Source organism: Haloglomus salinum (assembly GCF_024298825.1).
Classification (GTDB): Archaea; Halobacteriota; Halobacteria; order Halobacteriales; family Haloarculaceae; genus Haloglomus; species Haloglomus salinum.
The window spans coordinates 676,451-696,495 of record NZ_CP101153.1; the positions used below are offsets into that span (position 1 = coordinate 676,451).

Annotated in this window: 29 protein-coding genes and 1 tRNA gene; 3 read left to right on the plus strand and 27 right to left on the minus strand. The window is 68.5% G+C overall.

All coding sequences use genetic code 11. From position 1 onward, the window contains the following. Positions 1–35: 35 nt before the first annotated feature. The 25 genes from secY to NL115_RS03410 all read right to left on the minus strand — a co-directional run bounded on the left by secY (position 36) and on the right by NL115_RS03410 (position 14,826). Positions 36–1,523, minus strand: a complete 1,488-nt coding sequence (gene secY / locus NL115_RS03290; RefSeq protein ID WP_254831792.1) for a preprotein translocase subunit SecY — start codon at positions 1,521–1,523, stop codon at positions 36–38. 3 nt (positions 1,524–1,526) lie between these two features. Then, positions 1,527–2,039 (minus strand): uL15m family ribosomal protein, encoded by a 513-nt coding sequence (locus NL115_RS03295; RefSeq protein WP_254831793.1) that lies wholly within the window; start codon positions 2,037–2,039, stop codon positions 1,527–1,529. Next, positions 2,036–2,500, minus strand: a complete 465-nt coding sequence (locus tag NL115_RS03300; protein ID WP_254831794.1) for a 50S ribosomal protein L30 — start codon at positions 2,498–2,500, stop codon at positions 2,036–2,038. The genes NL115_RS03295 and NL115_RS03300 overlap by 4 nt, the downstream gene beginning before the upstream one ends. Beyond that, positions 2,500–3,147, minus strand: coding sequence for a 30S ribosomal protein S5 (locus tag NL115_RS03305; protein WP_254831795.1), 648 nt, complete (start codon positions 3,145–3,147; stop codon positions 2,500–2,502). Before NL115_RS03305 ends, NL115_RS03300 begins: the two co-directional genes overlap by 1 nt. Continuing rightward, entirely contained in the window at positions 3,144–3,704 is a 561-nt protein-coding gene (locus tag NL115_RS03310; protein WP_254831796.1) for a 50S ribosomal protein L18, read from the minus strand. Before NL115_RS03310 ends, NL115_RS03305 begins: the two co-directional genes overlap by 4 nt. After that, entirely contained in the window at positions 3,704–4,162 is a 459-nt protein-coding gene (locus NL115_RS03315) for a 50S ribosomal protein L19e (RefSeq protein ID WP_254831797.1), read from the minus strand. Before NL115_RS03315 ends, NL115_RS03310 begins: the two co-directional genes overlap by 1 nt. Continuing rightward, complete coding sequence (locus NL115_RS03320) at positions 4,159–4,884, minus strand: 50S ribosomal protein L32e (RefSeq protein WP_254833142.1); 726 nt, start codon at positions 4,882–4,884, stop codon at positions 4,159–4,161. Before NL115_RS03320 ends, NL115_RS03315 begins: the two co-directional genes overlap by 4 nt. Before the next feature lie 89 nt (positions 4,885–4,973). Then, positions 4,974–5,513: a 50S ribosomal protein L6 gene (locus tag NL115_RS03325; RefSeq protein ID WP_254831798.1), complete on the minus strand. Its 540-nt coding sequence runs from the start codon at positions 5,511–5,513 to the stop codon at positions 4,974–4,976. A 2-nt stretch (positions 5,514–5,515) separates the two neighbouring features. After that, positions 5,516–5,908, minus strand: a complete 393-nt coding sequence (locus NL115_RS03330) for a 30S ribosomal protein S8 (RefSeq protein WP_254823334.1) — start codon at positions 5,906–5,908, stop codon at positions 5,516–5,518. Continuing rightward, positions 5,908–6,099, minus strand: a complete 192-nt coding sequence (locus tag NL115_RS03335) for a 30S ribosomal protein S14 (RefSeq protein ID WP_254831799.1) — start codon at positions 6,097–6,099, stop codon at positions 5,908–5,910. The genes NL115_RS03330 and NL115_RS03335 overlap by 1 nt, the downstream gene beginning before the upstream one ends. Continuing rightward, a complete protein-coding gene (locus NL115_RS03340) occupies positions 6,096–6,626 on the minus strand; it encodes a 50S ribosomal protein L5 (protein WP_254831800.1) in 531 nt (176 codons plus the stop codon). Before NL115_RS03340 ends, NL115_RS03335 begins: the two co-directional genes overlap by 4 nt. Continuing rightward, positions 6,619–7,449, minus strand: coding sequence for a 30S ribosomal protein S4e (locus tag NL115_RS03345; protein WP_254831801.1), 831 nt, complete (start codon positions 7,447–7,449; stop codon positions 6,619–6,621). The genes NL115_RS03340 and NL115_RS03345 overlap by 8 nt, the downstream gene beginning before the upstream one ends. Next, on the minus strand, positions 7,446–7,820 hold the full coding sequence (gene rplX, locus NL115_RS03350) for a 50S ribosomal protein L24 (RefSeq protein ID WP_254831802.1): 375 nt from the start codon (positions 7,818–7,820) through the stop codon (positions 7,446–7,448). Before rplX ends, NL115_RS03345 begins: the two co-directional genes overlap by 4 nt. After that, a complete protein-coding gene (locus NL115_RS03355) occupies positions 7,817–8,215 on the minus strand; it encodes a 50S ribosomal protein L14 (protein ID WP_254823339.1) in 399 nt (132 codons plus the stop codon). The genes rplX and NL115_RS03355 overlap by 4 nt, the downstream gene beginning before the upstream one ends. Beyond that, positions 8,215–8,541 (minus strand): 30S ribosomal protein S17, encoded by a 327-nt coding sequence (locus tag NL115_RS03360; protein ID WP_254823340.1) that lies wholly within the window; start codon positions 8,539–8,541, stop codon positions 8,215–8,217. Before NL115_RS03360 ends, NL115_RS03355 begins: the two co-directional genes overlap by 1 nt. Next, a complete protein-coding gene (locus tag NL115_RS03365) occupies positions 8,532–8,903 on the minus strand; it encodes a ribonuclease P protein component 1 (protein ID WP_350355336.1) in 372 nt (123 codons plus the stop codon). Before NL115_RS03365 ends, NL115_RS03360 begins: the two co-directional genes overlap by 10 nt. A gap of 2 nt (positions 8,904–8,905) precedes the next feature. After that, positions 8,906–9,109 (minus strand): 50S ribosomal protein L29, encoded by a 204-nt coding sequence (gene rpmC, locus NL115_RS03370; RefSeq protein ID WP_254831804.1) that lies wholly within the window; start codon positions 9,107–9,109, stop codon positions 8,906–8,908. Beyond that, a complete protein-coding gene (locus NL115_RS03375) occupies positions 9,106–10,107 on the minus strand; it encodes a 30S ribosomal protein S3 (RefSeq protein WP_254831805.1) in 1,002 nt (333 codons plus the stop codon). The genes rpmC and NL115_RS03375 overlap by 4 nt, the downstream gene beginning before the upstream one ends. Next, positions 10,107–10,571, minus strand: a complete 465-nt coding sequence (locus NL115_RS03380) for a 50S ribosomal protein L22 (RefSeq protein ID WP_254831806.1) — start codon at positions 10,569–10,571, stop codon at positions 10,107–10,109. Before NL115_RS03380 ends, NL115_RS03375 begins: the two co-directional genes overlap by 1 nt. 3 nt (positions 10,572–10,574) lie before the next feature. Beyond that, positions 10,575–11,003, minus strand: a complete 429-nt coding sequence (locus NL115_RS03385) for a 30S ribosomal protein S19 (protein ID WP_254831807.1) — start codon at positions 11,001–11,003, stop codon at positions 10,575–10,577. Then, the gene (locus NL115_RS03390; RefSeq protein WP_254823346.1) at positions 11,000–11,737 is read right to left on the minus strand and encodes a 50S ribosomal protein L2; all 738 of its coding nucleotides are present in this window, start codon (positions 11,735–11,737) and stop codon (positions 11,000–11,002) included. Before NL115_RS03390 ends, NL115_RS03385 begins: the two co-directional genes overlap by 4 nt. Continuing rightward, entirely contained in the window at positions 11,738–11,995 is a 258-nt protein-coding gene (locus NL115_RS03395; RefSeq protein WP_254831808.1) for a 50S ribosomal protein L23, read from the minus strand. It abuts the gene before it with no gap. Continuing rightward, positions 11,992–12,738, minus strand: a complete 747-nt coding sequence (rpl4p, locus tag NL115_RS03400; protein WP_254831809.1) for a 50S ribosomal protein L4 — start codon at positions 12,736–12,738, stop codon at positions 11,992–11,994. The genes NL115_RS03395 and rpl4p overlap by 4 nt, the downstream gene beginning before the upstream one ends. Before the next feature lie 3 nt (positions 12,739–12,741). Continuing rightward, positions 12,742–13,749 (minus strand): 50S ribosomal protein L3, encoded by a 1,008-nt coding sequence (locus tag NL115_RS03405; RefSeq protein ID WP_254831810.1) that lies wholly within the window; start codon positions 13,747–13,749, stop codon positions 12,742–12,744. 129 nt (positions 13,750–13,878) lie between these two features. Next, positions 13,879–14,826, minus strand: coding sequence for an RNA methyltransferase (locus NL115_RS03410; protein ID WP_254831811.1), 948 nt, complete (start codon positions 14,824–14,826; stop codon positions 13,879–13,881). An 807-nt stretch (positions 14,827–15,633) separates the two neighbouring features. On the opposite strand from NL115_RS03410, the gene NL115_RS03415 reads away from it, so the two are divergent. The 3 genes from NL115_RS03415 to NL115_RS03425 all read left to right on the plus strand — a co-directional run bounded on the left by NL115_RS03415 (position 15,634) and on the right by NL115_RS03425 (position 17,853). Continuing rightward, the gene (locus NL115_RS03415; RefSeq protein WP_254831812.1) at positions 15,634–16,323 is read left to right on the plus strand and encodes a lipoate--protein ligase family protein; all 690 of its coding nucleotides are present in this window, start codon (positions 15,634–15,636) and stop codon (positions 16,321–16,323) included. A 188-nt stretch (positions 16,324–16,511) separates the two neighbouring features. Continuing rightward, positions 16,512–16,664 carry a hypothetical protein gene (locus tag NL115_RS03420; RefSeq protein ID WP_254823352.1) on the plus strand — a complete coding sequence of 51 codons (153 nt, stop codon included), beginning with the start codon at positions 16,512–16,514 and terminating at the stop codon, positions 16,662–16,664. 88 nt (positions 16,665–16,752) lie between these two features. Next, positions 16,753–17,853 carry an SMP-30/gluconolactonase/LRE family protein gene (locus NL115_RS03425; protein WP_254831813.1) on the plus strand — a complete coding sequence of 367 codons (1,101 nt, stop codon included), beginning with the start codon at positions 16,753–16,755 and terminating at the stop codon, positions 17,851–17,853. A gap of 232 nt (positions 17,854–18,085) precedes the next feature. On the opposite strand, the gene NL115_RS03430 is transcribed toward NL115_RS03425, so the two are convergent. Both NL115_RS03430 and NL115_RS03435 read right to left on the minus strand, forming a co-directional pair. After that, positions 18,086–18,158 (minus strand) — tRNA-Pro (locus NL115_RS03430). Positions 18,159–18,209: 51 nt separating this feature from the next. Further along, the gene (locus NL115_RS03435) at positions 18,210–20,018 is read right to left on the minus strand and encodes an SLC13 family permease (RefSeq protein ID WP_254833143.1); all 1,809 of its coding nucleotides are present in this window, start codon (positions 20,016–20,018) and stop codon (positions 18,210–18,212) included. Between the last annotated feature and the right edge of the window lie 27 nt (positions 20,019–20,045).

A 20,045-nucleotide genomic window follows, 5' to 3' on the forward strand; every position in this document is an offset into this window, starting at 1 on the left:
AGGAGAAACGGCGTGTCGGAGTCAGACCGCCGACGTCAGTCTCCGAAGACCTGCCGCATCATCGGGTGCATCTCCATCAGCTGCTCTTCGGCGATCTCCTCGTAGAGCTTGTACGTGATGGAGACGGTCAGCAGCAGGCCCGTCCCGGAGACGGCGCCGATGGTCCCGAGCATGTTGGCCATGACAGCCAGCAGCCCGACCAGGGCGCCGCCGATGACGGTCACCTGCGGGATGTAGCGTTCGAGCACCTTCTCGATGACGCCGGGCGACTGGCGGAAGCCCGGAATCTGCATCCCGGAGTTCTGGATCTGCTGGGCCGTCGCCTCCGGCCCCATGTCCGCGGTCTCGACCCAGAAGATGGCGAAGATGGCGCCACCGACGACCATGATGAACAGGTCGACGAACACCCGGGCCAGAATCATGCTGGGCGGGTTCGAGGTCGTCCCGAGGAACCACATCCAGTCCTGGTAGCTGTAGATGGGTGCCAGGTAGTAGAACAGTCCACCGACGGGTTCGGCGGTGCCGGCGCCGCTGGACTGGTAGACGCCCAGCCAGCCGGGCATACCGGCGCCCAGCTGGCTGTTGAGGATGCGGCCCAGGAACTGGATGTTGGCCTGGAGCGCACGGACGAGGATCATCGGCAGGACGCTGGCGTAGATGAGCTTCACGGGGAAGCGGCCACGCGCGCCCTTGACCCGGGCGTGCGAGAGTGGAATCTCGACACGCACGGACTCGGCGTAGACGACGACCGCGAAGATGGCGACCGTCGTGAACAGGAACAGGAGCTGTCCGGGCTCGATGAGCAGGTTCAGAAGCCCCTGCGTCGACAGGACGGCTCCGAGCTGCTGTTGCCCGGTCAGGATGGTGTACCAGTTGTAGAAGAACCCGGGGTTCCGCGTGATGCCGGGCACGCCGAAGAAGCCGCCGATGAGCCGCTGGCTGATACCGGCGATGATGAACAGGCCGATACCGGAGCCGACGCCCCACTTGCTGATTACCTCGTCCATGAACAGGATGAGGAGACCGCCGACGAAGATCTGGGCGAACATCAACCACTTGACGCCGGCGAGACCGATACCGAGCTGGCGTGCGACGGTGTCGCTCGCGGGCAGGAACCCGCCCGCAAACACCATCGGGAGTCCCGTCAGGATGATCATCACGACCACCAGCAGCTTCTGGAGGCCCTGATACAGGATCTGGTCACGGGGGTTCTCCTGCGTGTTCAGCCCGAGCAGGTCGGCACCGCCGAGCAGCTGCAGCACGATGGACGCCGTGACGATGGGCCCGATTCCCAGTTGCAGCACGGTTCCCTGCCCACCCGCGAGGATGGTCCGGAACTGCCCGAAGGCGTCGTTGCCGCCCCCACTCGCGAGTCCGTAGACGAACACGTTCGTGAGGAAGAAGTACAGCACGAGGATGCCGGCGGTCCAGCCGAGCTTCCGGCGGAAGGGCACGTGGCCCTCCGGACGCTCGACGCCGGGCATCCGCGTGAGTACTGGTTCGGCGGTCTCCTTCCAACTCATTCGTTAATCCTCGTTGGCCTCGTCCGTTGTATCTCCTTCGGCATCCTCGGCCTCGTTCTCGGCGGCGCGCTCCTCACCGCGCTCGGTGAGGACCGCCTCGCCGCCGGCGGCCTCGATGGCCTCGCGGGCGTCGTCCGAGAACGCGTCGGCGTGGACGGTCAGCGACTCGTGGACCTGCCCGCCGGCGAGCACCTTCACGGCGTCTGCCTCGTGGCCGTCCTCGACGACGTCGCGAACGTCGACCTCGTAGCCGTCGCCGGTCTCCTCGGCGACGCCCTCCGCGGCGAGAACGACCGCGTCCTCGTCGAGTTCCCGGACGTTGATGGTCTCGATGTCCTCCTGTACCTTCTGGGGGCGCTTGAAGCCGGACTTGCCGAGCGGCGGGTAGAGGTACTGCTCGTGCTTGTCACGGCCGGCGCGACCGCGACCACCGCGGTGGCCGGCGCCCCGTCGCTTCTTGTGCGAGCCACCGCCGTGGGTGCGGGAGCCGCGCTGTCGTCGTTTTTTGGATGTCATCGCATCGCCTCCAGCAGGGCGTCGATCTCCTCGGTCGACTGCTTGCCGAGGACCCCGCCCTCCTTGATGGGGTGCTTGATTCCGTCGTGGCCGCCACGTGGCGGGTGGAGCCGCAGCGTGGGCGAGAGGCCCTCGTCCTGGAGCTTCGTCTCCTCGTTCACGAGCGCCTCGGCCAGCGACGCGACGTCGCTGTAGTCCGTGTTGTCGGCGACCCACTCGTCGTCGATGTCGGCGTCGCCCTCGGCGGGCTCGCCGCGGCGACGGACGAGCGTCTCGACCATCTCGGCCGAGGGCTCGCCGTGGGCCACCCAGTCGTTCACCTTGTTCACCATGCCACGGTAGGTGTCCGTCTCCGGGACCAGCGTGGCGTGGTTGACGCGGTGGAGGTTGAGCATGCCGAGTGTGTCGCGCACGTCGGTGCCCTGGTTGACCTCACCGCGGAGCTGGACGAGTACACGCATCAGTCGCTCACCTCCCCGGGCTCGACGTCGGATTCGGCACGCAGTGCGCGGGGGCCACGAGCCATCGCGGCGTTCTCCAGCGCGCGGAAGGTCGCCTTCCCGAGGTTGAGCGTGGTCCGGGTGTTGCCGTGGCTCTTGGTCCAGGCGTTCTCCACGCCGGCCAGCTCGAGCACGTTCCGGACGGTCTCGCTCGCGGCGAGACCCAGACCCTCGGGGGCCGGGATGAGCTCCACCGTGACGGAGCCCGCCTTGCCCTCGGTCTTCCGGGCCAGCGAGTGGGGTCGCTCGGAGCGGTCCTCCCACGAGCCGGCGCCGCGCTCGACCTTGATCATGTTCAGCTTCGCGATTCCGATGGCCTTCTGGATGGCACCGCCGACCTGGTCGTCACGCCCCTCGGCGTAGCCGACGTAGCCGTCGCGGTTGCCGACCGCCACCACGCACCGGAACTTCACCCGGCGCCCGGAGTCGGTCATGCGCTGGACCATGTTGATGTCCAGCACCTCGTCCTCCAGCCCTGGGAGGAGCTGGTCGACGATCTCGGGCTCCTTCAGCGGGAGCCCGGATTCGAGGGCGGTCTTCATATCGCTGATCTCGCCCTCGGCCACCTTCCGGCCCAGTCGTGTCTGGGGTTCCCAGCCTCTGCTCATTGTTCGATGTCCTCCATGATGGTCTCGCGGACCGTATCGAAGTGGTCCGGCAGTTCGGTCGCATCGAAGTCACCGCTGTACAGCGGCTCGTCGAGCGACTCGGCGTACTCCGCGATGTGTTCCCCGCGCGTACGGGGCCACTCCGCGAACACGTCGTCGCTGTGCGGAACCTCGAGCCCGGCGTCGATGGCGCCTTCCTGCACCGCGAACGCCTTGTTCCCGGGCGTCGCCGTGTTGAGGCCGATGTCGAGGACCGCCTCCTCGAGCCCGGCGTCGAGCGCGCGCTTGCCGGCCAGCAGGCCGGTCAGGTACGCCGCAGGCAGGTTCCCGGTGGGCGCCTCCCAGCCGAAGTCCTGCAGGTCGTTCGAGGTCGCCGACGCGACCGTGTCGTCTCCCTGTGCACCACGCACGACCAGCTGCGCCCTGGTGTGCTGATTGCTCTTTCGAGCGACCAGCCGCGGCTTGCCGGATTTCAGCAGGCGCAACCGCTGGTGGTAGTTCGTCCTGGATTCGCGCCGACGCCGCATCGGCACCTTGTATCGTGGTCCTGTCGCCATCAGTCGTCACCTCCAACGTCGTAGTTGGCCCGGACGTGGCGCTCCACGTCCGCGACCGAGTCGAACTCCCCGCCGCCCGCCATCCGGTACAGCTGGCGGTAGTCGGTGGGGTCCAGTTCGCCGTTCTGCCGGTACTTCCGGAGCCGCCGCCGCTGGGCGCGGATCTTGCTCCGCCACTCGTCTTTCTCGTTGCTGCGACCGCCGGCCTTGCCCTTGCGGGAGCCCTGGCCCTTGCGGTGCCCGTACGCGCGCTTCTTCGCGCGCTCGCGGGCCCGGCCACGGCTGTTGCCGCTCTTGGGCTCGACGCGGATGGCGCCCTCGTCGATGAGTTCACGCACGTCGTCGCGCGTGATGGCGTCCGCGATATCCTCCTGCCGGCTCGGGTCGAGCTTCACACGGTTCTTGCCGACATCGAGAACGTCGGCGGCCAGTCGCTTCTGTGCCTTCAGGTCGGTCATGATTCCACCTCCACCTCCTCGTAGGTCGGGTTGAGGACGCGAATCCCGCGGTCCTCGGCCTCCTCCTCGATGCGCTCGCGCTTGCGGGCACCGACGGTGGAGCCGATGCGGACGGCCTCGGTGTCCCCGTCGACGCCCTCGAGGTCGTCCACGTTCATCACGCGGACCTCCTCGAAGCCCGAGGGGTGCTTGCCCCGCACCGCCTTCGGCGTCCGGAAGCCGGCCTCGACCGTGTCACCCTTGCCCTTGATGCCCCGTCGCTGCTTCGACAGGCCACCGCGGGGTCGGCGCCACGAGGTCGGGGTGCGCTTCTTCTTGTGGTAGTCCTGGCGGTAGAACTGCGGCTTGCCCACGCGCTTGCGCTGGGCCAGCAGCCGCTCTTCCTTCTCGGTCAGGTCGGGCGTCTTGTCGGCGTGGCCGCGGGGACGGAGCTCCGTCTCCACGTCCTCCTCGGCTGCTTCCTCCTCGTCGCCCTCGACCTCGGCCTCTGTCTCCTCGGAGACCTCGAGACCGCCGACGTCGGCCTTGATACGCGCGGCGAGCGCGTTCCCGATGCCGTCGACCTCTGCGAGGTCGGACTGGGAGGCACGACGCACGTCGTCGACCGTCTCGTAGCCCGCGCCCTCGAGGGCCGCGGCCTTCGCGTTCCCGACACCACTGATGTCGGTCAGGTCGGTGTACTCGTCCTCCTCGTCCTCGGCCTCGGGCTCTTCTTCGTCCATCCGTTCGAGTTCCTCTTCGGTCTCCTCGCGGGCCTGCTCGTCGGCCTGGTCGCGCGCCTGGTCCTCGCGACCCCGCTTGTCGTCCGCCATCAGGCGTCACCTCGAGACGGCTTGCTGGTGATGTAGACCCCGTCCTGGAAGACACGGGTGTCCTTGTCGTTCACGCGGGTCAGCTGCTCGATGTCGGCGGCCGTCTGGCCCACCGCCTCGATGTCGCTGCCGCGGAGCGTCACGTCCTCGCCGTCCACCTCGACCTCCGTGTCGCCGCGGACGGGCGTCCGCCGGGGGGACTTCTCGCCGAGGAAGTTCGAGATGACGACCTCGCCACCTTCGACCTTCACCTGCATCGGGAAGTGGGAGTAGAAGACCTCCATCGTGTACTCCCATCCCTCGGTCACCCCGTGGAACATGTTCCGCACGTGGGACTCGAACGTGCCGGCCGTGGCGTTGGTCTTGGCGTCCTCCTCGTCCGAGGTGATGACGACCTGACCGTCCTCGACGGCGACGTCGATGTCCGGGTACCAGAGCTTGCGCGTGACGCTCCCGTTGGGCCCCTCGACCGTGAGGTCGAGCCGGTCCATCGAGGCGTCCACGTCCTCGGGTACGTCGATTGCGATGCGTGTTGTCATTGTCAGTATACGTAGGCGATAACCTGGCCACCAACGCCAGCCTCGCGGGCCTCGTAGTGGGACATGACGCCCTGCGAGGTGGTGACGACCAGGGCACCGTAGTCACGGGCCGGGAGGAATCGTTTCTCCCAGCGCTCGAACTCGTCGGCGCCTGCCGAGTAGCGCGGCTTCACCGCGCCACACTGGTTGATGGCTCCCTTCAGTTCGACCTCGAACAGGCCGGCCTTCCCGTCGTCGACGTACTGGAAGCCGTCGACGTACCCGCGGTCGTAGAGGACCTCGAGCACGGAGCCGATCTCGTTCGAGGCGGGCTCGACCTCATGCGTCAGGTGGCCGACTCGCTCGGCGTTGTCGATGCCGGACAGCGCGGCGGCCAGTGGATCGTTTCCTGTCATCAGTTGTACTTCTCGAACCCCATACCGCGGGCGATCTCCCGGAAGCACTGCCGGCAGAGCCAGATGTCGTACTTGCCGACCAGGCCCTGCTCGCGACCGCACCGCTGGCAGGCCTCCTGCGCGCCGGTGCGCTTCGCGGCGTTCTCGCCCGTGGGTTCCTCGTGCTCTTGTTCCGTTTCGCTCTCGCTCATTCGTTGACCTCCGCGTCGAACTCGCTCTCGACGAACGCCACCGCGTCGGCCGCATCGAGGCGGTGGCGCGGCGGGATGTCGCTCGTTGCCTTGTCGCGCTTGCGGACCCGGTAGCCCGGCCGGACGAGGTTGACCGTCACGTCCAGCCCGTAGATACCGATGCTCGGGTCGTACTCCTGGCTCGGGAAGTCGGTGTGCTCCTCGACGCCGTAGGAGAAGTTCCCGAACTCGTCGAACTGGCTCGCCGACAGCTCGACGAGCGGCAGCGACGTCTCGAGGAACTCGCGGGCCAGGTCGTCGCGCAGGGTCACCTTCGCGCCGATCGGGTCGCCCTCGCGGACGCCGAACTCGGCGATGGTGCCTTTCGCGGTCGTCCGGACGGGATCTTGCCCAGCGACCTCAGCCAGGATCTCCTCGGCGTTGGCGAGCTCGCGCCCGCCCTCGCCGACACCCATGTGGACGACGACCTTCTCGATGCGCGGCTTGCGCATCTCGTGGAACTCTCCGCCCTCGGCTTCACTACTCATCGTCGCTCACCTCCTCGGCGTCGTCGGCCTCGGGTTCGTCGTCCGTGCCCGCGTCCGCCTCGTCCTCGTCGGCTGTCGCCGACTGCGACGTGTCCTCGTCGGTGGCGGTGACGTCGGGCTCGGCCTCACCCTCGTCGTCGGTGAAGTTCTCGTCGATGACGACGACGTAGTCCTCGACCGTCTCGAAGCGGCCGTCGTCGCCCTCGATGAGGACGTTGTTCTTCGAGGAGCCGGGGGTGACCTGGATCTGGTCGATGCGGCCGATCTCGCCGGCGTGCGTGCCGCGGACGGCCGTCACTAAGGCCCCCTCCTCGTACGGGAAGTGGGCCACGATGGACTTGTCGTCGTTCGAGACGACGACGGAGTCGTTGGGCGAGATCTGGTCGTCGCCGGACCGGAGCGTGGCGCCGTCGTGCAGGGTGAGCTGCGTGTGGCCGCCAGCCTCCTGGGTCTTGCCGACGACCTTGCCGAGGCGCGAGCCAGCGCTGTCGGCGTCGATGGCGGTCAGCGCGAGCCGACCGCCCTCGTCGGGGAAGACCCGATAGTGCTCGTCGCGCTCGGTGAACTCGAGGATGTCGAACATCCCGATGGGGCGCTCCTCGTCGGAGGCCGGCTCACCGTTCACGAGCACGTTGTCCTGCTCGAGCGCGTAGCGGGTCTCCTTCCGGGAGTCCGCGTAGTCGAGCACGTCACGCAGGACGATGAGCAGCGGGACCCCGCTCTCACCGTGCGGGCCGGCGTCGGCCTTGACGGTGTAGGTGGCGGTCTTGCGCTCGACGGGCCACGACTTCGGCACGGAGAGTCGCTTCTGGTGGCGCGTCATTCGTCGTCACCTCCCTCGTTCTCGGTCTGTTCCAGCCGCTCCTCGCGCAGGTCGTCCTCGAGGTCGAGACTCGTCACGACGAGGTTCGACGCGTCGAGGTCACGGGGAACCTCCTCCCCGTCTGCCTTCTCGACGGTCACGTCCTCGACGTTGATGGTCGCCGACCGGAGATCGACGTCGACGACCTCGCCGGTCTCTCCGGCGAAGTCGCCACGCTGGACCTCCACGGTATCGCCCGCGTTGACGCGGACGGACCGCTGGCCGTACTCCTCTCGGAGGTCCTCCGAGAGGTGGGCACGGACCTGCTTCTGCTTCTCGTGGAGCGGCGCACGTCGCTGTCGTGTCCGCTGTTTGGATGGCTGCTTGCTCATACTATCATCGTCGCGGTGGACGCGATGGAGCCGAACCGCTCGGCCACTTCGCGTGCGATGGGGCCCTTGAGTTCGGTCCCGCGGGGGTCCTCGTTGTCGTCGACGACGACCGCCGCGTTGTCCTCGAACTTCACGCGCGTCCCGTCGGGACGGCGGATGGGCTTGCGCTGCCGGATGATGACCGCAGGCAGGACCTGCCGTCGCATCTCCGGGGTGCCCTTCGTGACGGAGACGGTGACCTTGTCACCGAGTCCGGCCTTCGGGTGCCGGTTCTTCGTGCCGGACTGGCCGGCCACGCTGATGACCTTCAGCTCGCGGGCACCGGTGTTGTCCGCACACCGGATGAGCGAGCCCTTCTCCAGGCCGGGCGTGACGTCGGCGTTGAGCGCCTCCATCAGTCGTCACCCTCCTTGATGTCTATCACGACGTGGCTCTTCGTCTTCGAGAGCGGTCGTGTCTCTGCGATACGGACCGTGTCGCCGACCTCTACCTCGAGGCACGGCGGGTGGTGTGCGGATACCCGCGACCGGCGTTTCATCAGCCGGTCGTACTTGGGTACCGTCACGTCGTACTCCCGCTCGACGACGACGGTCTTGTCCATGTCTGTCGAGGCTACCTGTCCCTCGATGACCCCGCCCCGCACGGAGAGCTCCCCGTGGAAGGGACAGTTGGGGTCGGCACAGGCCGCCTCAGGTTCGGTTGCGTTCAGTCCTAGCGCCATATCGAATCACCTCTATGTTCGGTCCGTCGGGCCGGGCGGGCGACGAGTCGCTCACCTGCCACGGTCACGAACGCGTCCTCGGCCTCCTGCACGCCACCGGGGCGTGCCGAGGCGTCATCGCTCGGGGTCGTGTCCGCAGGCAGGCGGAACTCGAACGTCGCCGCCGCCTTCGGGACCTGCCGCACGCTGGCCCCCGAGTCCTGCGCACCACCGACAGCGTCGCTGCTCTCGACGAGCAGCGTCCGCTCGGTCTCCTCGACCACCCGCCCCGCGATGCCGACGTACCCGTCGTGGGTGGCGTCGGCGACGCGGACCGGCAGGCCGGTGAGTTCGTGGCGCGGCAGCGTCTCGGGGGTCAGCATCGTCACTCGTCAGCCTCCTCGTTCTGGATCGTCTTGATGCGGGCGATGGCCTTCCGGAGCTCCGGGATCCGCCCGGGGTTGTCCGGCGCGCCACCGGCCGCCTGCACGGCCCGCGCGTTCAGGAGCTCCGTCTCGAGCTCGTCGAGCTCGGACTCCCGCTCGGCGGGCGTCATGTCGCGGATCTCCTCGACGTGCAGGATGGTCATTCGTCGTCACCCTCCTCGTCCTCGTCCTCGTCGGCATCCGCCGACTCCGAGTCGTCCTCGGCCGGGGCCTGTGCGCCCTCGTCGGCCTCGTCGGGCATCTGCTCCATCAGGTCGTCGGCCTCCTCCTCGACGGACTCCTCGAGCTCCTCGAGGTCGTCCTCGATCTCCTCGTCGGGCTCGACGGCCGGGGCGGGCTCCTCCTCGTCCTCGAGGACCTCCTCTTCGATGTCCGCCTCGTCGAGGACCTCCTCCTCGGTGTCGGCGGCGTCGCCCTCGGTGGTCTCCGCGAGGTCCTCGGGCTCGCCCTCGCCAGCCATGCCGGCGTCCTCGGGCGCGTCGCCCTCACCCTCGAGGAGCTCCTCGACGCTCTCGTCGGACTCCTCGATGTAGTCCTCGACCTCGACGTCCTCGTAGACCTCGAAGTCGTCGGGGAGCACGGCGTCGGGGCCGATGATCTTCACGTCGACACCGATGGTGCCGAGCTTCATCACGGCGACCCCCTGACCGTGGTCGACCACGGTCTCGGCGGGCTCGCCGTTGTGCTTGATGTAGCCGCGGTTGAACTTCTCAACGCGCGACCGGGCGCCCGTGACCTTCCCGCTCAGGACGATCTCGGCGCCCTTCGCGCCGGACTCCATGATGCGGTCGATGGTCGTGTGGCCGGCCTTCCGGAAGTACCAGCCACGTTCGAGCGCGTTCGCCAGCCGGTCGGCGACGATCTGCGCGTTGAGGTCCGGCTCGTCCACCTCCTGGACGTCGATCTGCGGGTCGTCCATGTCGAAGCGGGACTCGAGCTCGGAGGTGATCTTCCGGATGTTCTTTCCGCCCTTGCCGATGACCATCCCGGGCTTCTCGGCCTTGAGGACGATCTGGGTCCCCATCGGGGTCTGGGCGACATCCATGCCGCCGTAGCCCGCTCGGGACAGTTCGGACTGGAAGAACTCGTCGATCTGGGTCCGTTCGAGGCCGTTCTCGATGAACTGGTGTTCGTCTGCCATTATTCGGTCTCCTCCTGGGTCAGGATCATCTCGACGTCGACCTGCGGGGTGTTCCACTCGGAGGCGCGTCCGAACGCACGGGGCTTGCGCCCCGGGGACTCGCCCACCTTGTGGGCGGCGACGTGCATGATGGCCATGCTCTCGCCGTCGAACCCCTGGTGGTCGGCGTTGCCGATGGCGTTCTCCAGCAGGTCGAGGAAGGCCTTGCTGGCCTTCTCCGGGTATCGACCCGCGTCCCAGCCATCGATGTCGTTGCGGTGACCGACCCCGGAGTTGTGGGACTTGAATGGGACCGACGTCTCGCCGGCGATCACCTCTTCGAGGTAATCGATGGCGTCGCCGGCCGTCATGCCCTTGATCTCGCGGGCGATCTCCTTGCTGTGCTTGTGGCTCATGTGCCGCTCCCGGAGCATCGCTTTCGCCGTCGAGTCCGGGTCGGCATCGACCGAGTAGCTGATTCCCATGGTTTACTTGAGGGGCACGAACTTCGAGGACCGGGTCGCGCCGATGCCGGCCTGGCCGTGTTCGACCGAGGTCCGGGTGAGGGTGAACTCGCCCAGGAAGTGGCCCAGCATCTCCGGCTCGACCAGAACGCGCTCGAACTCGTGGCCGTTGTACACCTCGAAGGTGAGACCGACCATCTCGGGGACGATCGGCATGTCACGCAGGTGCGTCCGGAGCGGGTTGTTGGCCGTCGCTTCCTCCTCGGCCTCGCGGGCGTCCTCGAGCAGTTTCTGCTGCTCGGTCGTCAGCCCTCGGGTGATGCTCCGCCGCTGGCGGGCGGGCAGCAGTTCGGCGACCTCCTCCAGCGACAGCTCCTGGAGCTCGTCGAGCGTGTGACCGCGGTACGTGAACTCCTCGTCCTTGTCGCGGCCGATCTGGTATTCGGAACTCATGATTTGTCTCGGCCCCCTTTGCCCCCGCGGCCCGTCCGCCGCGAGGAGATGTCACCGACCTTGCGTCCCGGCGGGGCGTTCCGGGAGATACTCTTCGGCTTGCCGGGGTGCTGGCGGCCACCGCCACCGAACGGGTGGTCGACGGCGTTCATCGCCACACCACGGACGGTGGGGTACTTCCCACCGCGCGCTCGCATCTTGTGGTGCTTGTTGCCGGCCTTGACGAACGGCTTCTCCGTTCGGCCGCCGCCGGCGACCACGCCGATGGTGGCGCGGCAGTCCGGCGAGAGGCGCCGGACCTCACCGGAGGGGAGCTGGACCACGGCCGCGTTGCGGTCGTGGGTCAGGAGGTCCGCGCTGACGCCGGAGGCGCGCGCGAACTTCCCACCGTCGCCGGGCTGGCGCTCGACGTTGCAGACCGGGACCCCTTCCGGAATCTCGGCCAGCGGGAGCGTGTTGCCCGGTGCCACCTCGGCGCTGACGCCGAGCTGGAGCGTGTCCCCGACGGCGATGCCCTCGGGAGCGAGCACGAGCCGGCGGTCGCCGTCCTCGAACTGGATGTCCGCGACCGGCGCGCTACGCGCGGGGTCGTGCTCGATGCCGACGACCTCCCCGGAGATCACGTCGCCGTCTTCGACCTTCCGGTGGGAGAGGTCGGCCTTGTAGCGGTGCGAGGGCGCACGGAACGTGGGGGTACCGCGCCCACGCCGCTGGCCCTGGATACGACGCCCCATTCAGAACACCCCCACGCGGGACGCGACGTCCTGTGCGTCGTCGTCCTCGTGTAGCGTGATGGTCGCCTTCTTGTGACCCTGCATCGTGTTCTGGGTGTTGACGTTCGTGACGCGCACGTCGAAGCGCTCCTCGACGGCGGCCGCGATCTCGTCCTTGTTCGCGCCCATGTCACAGACGAACTCGAGCTTGTTCTCGAAGTCCATCTTGTTCATGGCCTTCTCCGTGACGAGCGGGTGCTTGACGACATCTCCCGTCATCGTCCGCTCACCCCCTCGATGGCGGATTCGGTGAACAGCGTCAGGCGGCCCGGATGCGTACCAGGCGCGAGGTCCTCCGCGTTGACCTCGTCGGCCGTCGCGACGTCGACGCCCGCGAGGTTGCGGGCGGCGCGCGAGGGTTCCTCGCTGGTCACGACGAGCACGGACTTCGGGCTCTTGTACTTCCGACCGCGGCCCTTGCCCTTGCCGGCGCGGACCTTGCGGCCCTCGTCGGCGCGCTCGACGTCGTCGGCGACGCCGAGTGCCTCCAGCACACCCAGGGCCTCCTGGGTCTTCTGCAGGTCCTCGAACTCGTCGGAGACGACGAGCGGGAACGCGACGTCCTCGTCGAAGTCGTGGCCACGCTCGGCGACGAGCTCGCCGTCCGTGGTGGCCGCCAGTGCCGAGCGAACGGCGAGCTGGCGCTCCTTGTCGTTGATGTCGAGCGTGCGGTCCTTCTCGGCCTTCGGCGGGTGCGCCGGGCGCCCACCCACCGTCTGGGGGACGCGCTTGGCGACGCCGTTCTGCCGGGGGACGTGCGCCATCCCACGGCCGGAGCCGGGGGACTCGGCGGGCGTCCGCAGGCCCGCGAACTCGTCGGTACCGTAGTCCTGTCGTCGGTTGGCCTGGGCGGCGAGCACGGCGCGCTTGATGAGGTCCGGTCGGTGGACCGTCTCGAACACGTCTGGCAGCTCGATGCTGCCAGCGTCCTCGCCGTCCAGGTCGCGTACTGTTGCTTCCATGATCTATCCCTGGTTGGATTCCGTGGAGACGTACCGCACCTCGGGGTCGAGGGGCGGCTGCTTCGTCGCGCGGACCGCGGGGCGGAGACGCAGGAGGCGCTTGTTCGGGCCCGGAACGGAGCCCTTCACCAGCGCGTACGACCCGTCGACCTCGCCGTAGTTGACGAAGCCGCCGTCCGGCGCCATCTCGCCCTCGTCCAGCGCGAGGAGTCGCTTGTTCAGTTCCGTCCGCTGGCTGTAGCCCATCTGGCCCTGCTGCGGGACCGTCGAGCGGACGCGAGAGGGGTTCCACGGACCGAGGTTGCCGATGCGTCGGCGCCACCCCTGGCGTGCGTGCTTGCCCTTCCGCTTCTGGACGCCCCAGCGCTTGACCGGGCCCTGGGTGCCCTTGCCCTTCGTGACGCCCGAGATGTCGGCGTACTCGCCGGCACGGAAGACATCGGTCACGTCGTGTGCGCCACCCTCCTCGAGGAGGTCCATGGCGAACTCGACGCGTGCGTCGACGGACGGGCCGCCGACACGCGTCTCCATGACATCCGGGGTCGTCTTCGGGACGCTCGGGAGCTCACCGGGGACGGTGTGCGTGATGAGGCGCACGTCGTCCACGCGGCCCTCGTCGAGGGCCGTCTGGAGGTCCGAATCGTCCATCTCGTCCGGGGCGGAGACCGCACGCGAGAGGTCGTCGTGACGGTTCTCGGCGTCGGCCCACACCTCGGTAATCGGTCGCTGTCCGTACGGCGTCGACTCGTAGGCTCGCAGGGCGGCCGCCCGGACGGGCGGCGTCTCCACGACCGTCACGGGGACGGTCTCCTCCATCCCCTCGCGGGGGGAGTCGGGTTCGTCGTTGATCATGACGACGTGCGTCATGCCGGCCTTGTAGCCGGCGAACCCCTGGATGGCAGCCTGGTCGCCGTCGGCCGGCCAGGTCGAGATGCGAGGCACCTCGCTGTCCGTCCGCGACCGGGGGCTGTAGCCCATCGAGCCCTTGCGTGGTCTGCTCGGTTGTGGCATGTGTTGTGTTCCTCTGTCTGCTGTCTGGTGGGCGCCTCGTATGGGGTGCGAGAGGGCCGAATCCGCCCCGCGCAACAACGCACGTGGGCGTCCCTCGTCGCACCGTGGAACTCGACGCCCCCGAACCCCCTACTGCCGGGGGAGACGCAGGGACGAGAGCGTTGCGAACATCGCCTCTTCCGTTCGCACTGTCTCGCTTCCCTGGTCGGGGACCGTGTTGAGCCAGAGGTCGAACCGCGGGTCGCGCGGTTCGTTATCGGTGGCGCCACCTGCCTCGCCGGCGGGTGCGCCGTCGTCGTCGGTGTCGGTGTGGCCGGCCACGGCCACGGTACCAGTCTCACTCGGAGTCCCCTCGCGCGCCGCATCCTCGATGTCGAGGATGGCGGGGAGCCCCCGTTCGGGAGCCCCGAAAGCCACCGTCCAGCCGCCGGCCGACTGACACTCCCCGCGAAGGGAGTCGAGTCGGGCGACGGTGAGCCGCTCCCCGAAGCGCGACGCGGCGATACGGACGCCGGCGTCGGCTCGGGTGAGCGTGGTGGCCAGGTCCGCGCGTTCGACGTCGAACCCCGGCTGGGGTTCGTCGACGAGCTTCGCACGGACCGGTTCGCGTGAAGAGACCCTGACGGTCACGCGTTCCCCCTCGCGCGGGGCCGCCATTCCTGGCGGCACCGGCAGGGAGATCGGGTGTTGCAGGCCGCAATTGACCCGGACGCGCTCCTCAGGTCCGACCTCGGTCACGATGCCCTGTCTTGACGACCCCGAACCGTTCGATCCGGAGCCGGTCTGTGCACCCAGGTGGAGCGGCGGCAGCACGCCCGCGTACTCCAGTTCGCTCCGCCTGCCCCAGGCCTCCTTTCGGAGGTAGGGCGCCGTGGCGGCGTACGCGAGTACGGTGTGCACGAACCCGCCGTCACCCCAGCTGGCGTCACGCTCCCCGACGGGGTCGGGGTAGACGACCAGCCGGTCGACCCGGAAGACCGCCGCCGCGCGGGCGACGGAGCCGAGTTTGCGGGTCGCAGCCCGCTTGTCCTCGGCTTCCCGGACCAGTGACGACGGCACGAGCACGCTGCGTGTCATGCCGTGGCGCTTCCACGCCGGGCCACTAGACTGTGCCGGTCGTACCGAATCCGCGCATAAAAGGATAGTGTTTCTACACGGCGTCTGTGGCCGTCTCGCACGGGTTTCGCCGTGGGAACGCGTGTCGTGGTCGCGGTAAACAGTGCCGGAACATGGGTGTGTCGGTCGTGCGGTTCGCGGGCACCCGGAAGATGCTGCAACCCTCTCGGGAGCCCTCGACCGCTCGAACGACGACAGCGACCGAAAGGAGTTCCCCAACGACAGCGACCCAAAGGACACCGACGAGCAAAGGACACCGACGAAGCCCTCGCGCGCTCAGGGGCCCGCGACTCGCTGCGGTCCTCGGTCGCTCACTCCGTTCGCTCCCTGTGGTCCTTGCGTCGCCGGGGGCCCGCTGAGCGCGCTCGCCCTTCGATTCCGCCAGGGCGTCGATGTGTCACGGTCAGGTCGCCCTGCCCTTCCCCGAGTCGCGCGGGCCTCCCTTGCGGTCGGCCACGCGCTCCCGGCCCGTGGACTACCGAGAATCGCGCAGCACCGTCAGTCCGATGGGCGCGCGCTGGCGCTCCCGCTCCGGCTTCCGTGAGCGAGTTCATCTCGCGAGCACCACGCCGGAGCCGGAACGCCGGCACCGCGCGAGGGCTTCGGAGGAGGCCCTTGACGAACAGAATCCAGAAAACATCGCCTAGAATCGAATTATGATTGGAAAAAGCGGAACAAGTGATTGAAACGCCCATTAAATGTCATATAACGGTGTTCTCCGGAACCCGCCAATCGCATGTAGCCACCCCCCGAACGTACACCCGTCTTATGCGAGTCGTACGCGGGCGCGCGACGGACATCGAGGAGGACCGGGCCGTCACGGAGCATCTGGTCACCGATGCCGCCGAGACCGGCGTGCCCGCGGTCCGGGTCTGGACCCCCCATCGGCAGGTCGCGTTCGGCCGGCGCGACGCGCGGGAGCCGGGCTACGAGGGGGCGCGCGCGGCCGCCCAGGACCACGGCTACCCGCCCCACGAGCGCGAGACCGGTGGGCGTGCAGTCGCCTACACGGGGAACACGGTCGCGTTCACGCGCGTCGAACCCATCGAGGAACTCCGAACGGGCATCGAGGAACGCTACGACGAGGTCGTCTCGCTCGTGAGAGCCGCGCTGGCCGACTGCGGCGTCGACGCCGAGCGCGGTGAACCGCCGGACTCGTTCTGCCCGGGCGCGCACTCGCTATCGGCCGACGGGAAGCTATGCGGCATCGCCCAGCGCGTCGGTGGGGAGGTGGCCCGCGTCGGTGGCATCCTCGTCGTGCGCGACCACGCAGCGGTCGCCCCCGTGCTGGCATCCGTCTACGACGCGCTGGGGGTGCCGTTCGACCCGGCGACCGTAGGGAGCGTCGCGCGAGCCCGCGGGGTCTCACCTGACGCCGTGGACCCCGAGGCGGTCGCCCGGACGCTGGAACACCACCTCGTCGGGAACGCCACGACCACCGTCGAACATCTCGACTGAGGGGCTGCTGTCATCGACCGTGCGGAACCGCCACCGACCGAACGAGAGCACGACTGACCGCGGATGCCGGGACGTCCCCCACCTGACGGTTCGTCGCCGAGCATGGCGCCGACGCCGTCCGCTTCGAGCACCACACCGCGAGCGTGGCGGCCGTCGGGTTTATTGCCGGTCGTACAGGACATCGTAGCATGGATTCCTCCGGCCACGGCAGTCGCGGTACCACGAACGGGTCCGAGGTCGGTGTGACCTGGTTCCTGAAAGTCGCACTGCTCTTCGCCCTCATCCTCGCGGTCGCGCTCGGTCTCGGCATCGGCCTCGGCGTCATCCCCGTCGGCCTCTGAGGCGATGGAGCGACCCTTCGGGCCGCCGTCCAGCACGACTCACCCCCCATATGCCTACTTTCTTGAGGACGCCACGAGAGGCAAGCGTATGCTCGGACCACTCCGTCGACATCCGCTCGCGACGGGCGGACTCCTGCTCGGCGCGGTCGCCGCCGCCGGTTCGCTCGCCGACTCACGCCTCGACCCCGTCGGCTGGCACCCGCCCGACCCGCCCCCGATGGCGGGCGCACTGGAGCCGGACCACGCGCTGGCCGACGCCGACCGCGTGCTGACCGCCGACGGCCCGGAGGACACCGCGTTCGACGCCGAGGGGCGGTGCTACACCGGCGCCGACGACGGCGTCGTCTACCGCACCGTCGAACCGGTCGATGGCCGCACGGACTGCCCGGTCGAGCCGTTCGCCCGCGTCGGCGGCCGCCCGCTCGGCCTCGTCTTCGCGGACGGTATCGACGAGGGCGAGCCGGGCTCGGACCTCATCGTCGCCGCCGAGGACGCCGGCCTCGTGAGCGTCTCGCCCGACGGCGACGTGGAGACGCTCACCGACAGCGCCGCCGGCCAGCACACCCAGTTCGCCGACGACCTCTACGTCCACGACGGCGTCGTCTACGTCACGGACGCGACGGTCCACGACATCTTCCAGGACGAACTGTTCGAGCTGCAGGACACCGGCCGCCTGCTGAGCTACGACCTCGAGACGGGCGAGACGACGGTCGAGCTGACGGGACTGGGCTTCGCCAACGGCGTCGCGCCCGGCCCCGACGGGGAGTCGCTGCTGGTCAACGAGACCTCGCGCTACCGCATCCGCCGCTACTGGGTCGAGGGTGACCGCGCCGGCGAGGACGAGGTGTTCGTCGACAACCTCCCCGGCTACCCCGACAACGTCGACGTGGCCAGCGAGGGTGGCTACTGGGTCGCCATCCCCAGCATGCGCGACGAATCGCTGGAGGCGCTCCAGCGCCGTCCGTGGGTGAAACGACAGCTCGGCAAGCTGCCCGAGTCCGTCCTCCAGCAGGTCAGCGGCGACGCGTACGGGCTCGTCCTCCGCGTCGACGAGTCCGGTGAGGTCGTCGACTCGCTCCACGACCCCGCTGGCGGCGTCTTCGGTGTCACCTCCGCGACGGAGTACGACGGCGACCTCTACCTGGGTTCGCTGTTCAACGACTACGTCTACCGGTACGACCTCGATTGAGCGGGGGGTCACGGCACACGTCACCGACGGCCGACAACACGGCGGTCATCCGTGTGGTTGAGGGTGGACACCACGGCAGACCGGTTCGTGAACCGACAGCCGGGCGAAGCCGCCTGCTCGCGTCGGTCCGGGACCGGTCGTTCGACGATGTGGCATTCGGGTCGCGACAGGTCGCGGCGCCCCCCGCGAGGAGGATGGTCGCACGGTGACCTCCGCACCGGAATGAGAACGATGGGACCGCCCGGATTTGAACCGGGGTCACGGGCACCCAAGGCCCGAAGTATACCATGCTAACCCACGGTCCCGCAGGGAACTCTACTGGAAGCCGGTGGGAAAGCGTTTCGCTCCCTCTCCGCTCACACCCCGACCAGAACCGAGATGCCGGCCGTCGTCACCAGAGCGAGCAGTATCTGCAGCGGCGTGCCCACGCGGAGGTAGTCGGTGAAGCGGTAGCCGCCGGGGCCGTAGACGAACAGGTTGGTCTGGTAGCCGACGGGTGTCATGAACGCTGTCGAGGCGGCGAACGTCACGGCGAGGACGAACGGGTACGCGGCGCTCGGTTGAATCTGGAGCGCGGCCTCGAACGCGACCGGGATCATCAGCACGACCGCGGCGTTGTTGGAGATGATGTTGGTCAGGACGGCCGTGACGACGTACATCAGGCCGAGGACCGCCACCAGCGGCAGCGACCCGGCAGCGATGACGATGCCTTCGGCGATGAAGTCGGCACCACCGGTCTGCTCCATGGCGATTCCTAGCGGGATGACGCCCGCGAGCAGGAAGATGACGTCCCACTGGACGTCCTCGTACACCTCGGTCGGCTTCAGGCAGCCGGTGAGGACCATCAGCAGCGAGCCAGCGAGCGCCGAGACGACGATGGGGAGGATGTCGAGCGCGGCGACGCCGACGACAGCAGCGACGATGCCGACCGCGACCGGGATGCGTGACTGCCGGAAGTCCGGGCGCTCGACCTCCTGGGCGACGATGAAGTCCCGGCGGTCGGCGAGGCGCTCGATGGAGTCGGCGGTGGCCTGGATGAGCAGCGTGTCACCCACCTTGAGGCGAGTGCGGTCCATCCGCTGGCGGATGAGTTCGGGCCCACGGCGGAAGGCGAGGACGCTGGCGTCGTAGCGCTGGCGGAAGTTGGTGGTCGCGAGCGTCTCGCCGACGAGGAACGAGCCAGGGGCGACGACCACTTCCACGAGGTTCTCCCGGCCCTCCTCCGCGGCCTCCAGTTCGGCCTCGTCGACGGTGCGGGCGACCAGGTCCAGCCCGTCGACGTCCATGATCTCGACCAGCGTGTCCCGGTCGGTCCGCAGCGCGAAGATGTCGCCGGGCTGGATGGTCTTCGGCCCGAGCGGTTCGAGGAACACCTCGTCGCCGCGGATGAGCTGGACGATGTCCACGTCGAAGTCCGTCTCCACCAGCGCGTCCCGGATGGTGTCGCCGACGATGGGGGAATCCTCTCGGACCGTCACCTCCGTCAGGTACTCGCCCATCTCGAACTCCTCGGTCAGGTCCTCGCGGGCCTTGATGCGCTCGGGCGTGAGGTACTGGCCCAGCGTGAACAGGTAGATGGTGCCTGCGATGCTGACGAGGATGCCGAGCGCGGTGAACTGGAACATCGAGAACGGCGCGTTCGGAACCCCGAGGTCCGCGGCCACCTCGCTGGCGAGGATGTTGGTCGAGGTGCCGATGAGGGTGAGGGTACCGCCGAACATCGAGGCGTACGAGAGCGGGAGCAGTAGTTTCGACGGCGAGGTCCGTCCCTCGTGGGCGATGTCGGTCACCATCGGGAGGAGGATGGCGACGGCGGCGGTGTTGTTGATGAACCCGGAGATGGGGCCGACGGCGCCGATGGTGGCCCCGAGCTGTCGCGTCTCGCTCTCGCCGGTCAGCGAGGACAGCTTCCGGCCGAGAATCTGGACCACGCCCGTCCGCTGGACGCCGGCGCTCAGGATGAACATCGCCAGCACCGTGATGGTCGCGCCGGAGGCGAACCCCGAGATGCCCTGCTGGGGCGAGATGCCGGTCAGGTCCAGTGGGCCGGCCGTCCCGAGCACCATCAGCGAGACCATCACCCCGATGGCCGTGATGTCGATAGGGACCGGCTCCGTCGCGAACAGGACCAGCGCCACGAGGATGATGGCGAACACGGCCAGCATCCCGGGCGTGACCGGCGGTAGTGCCAC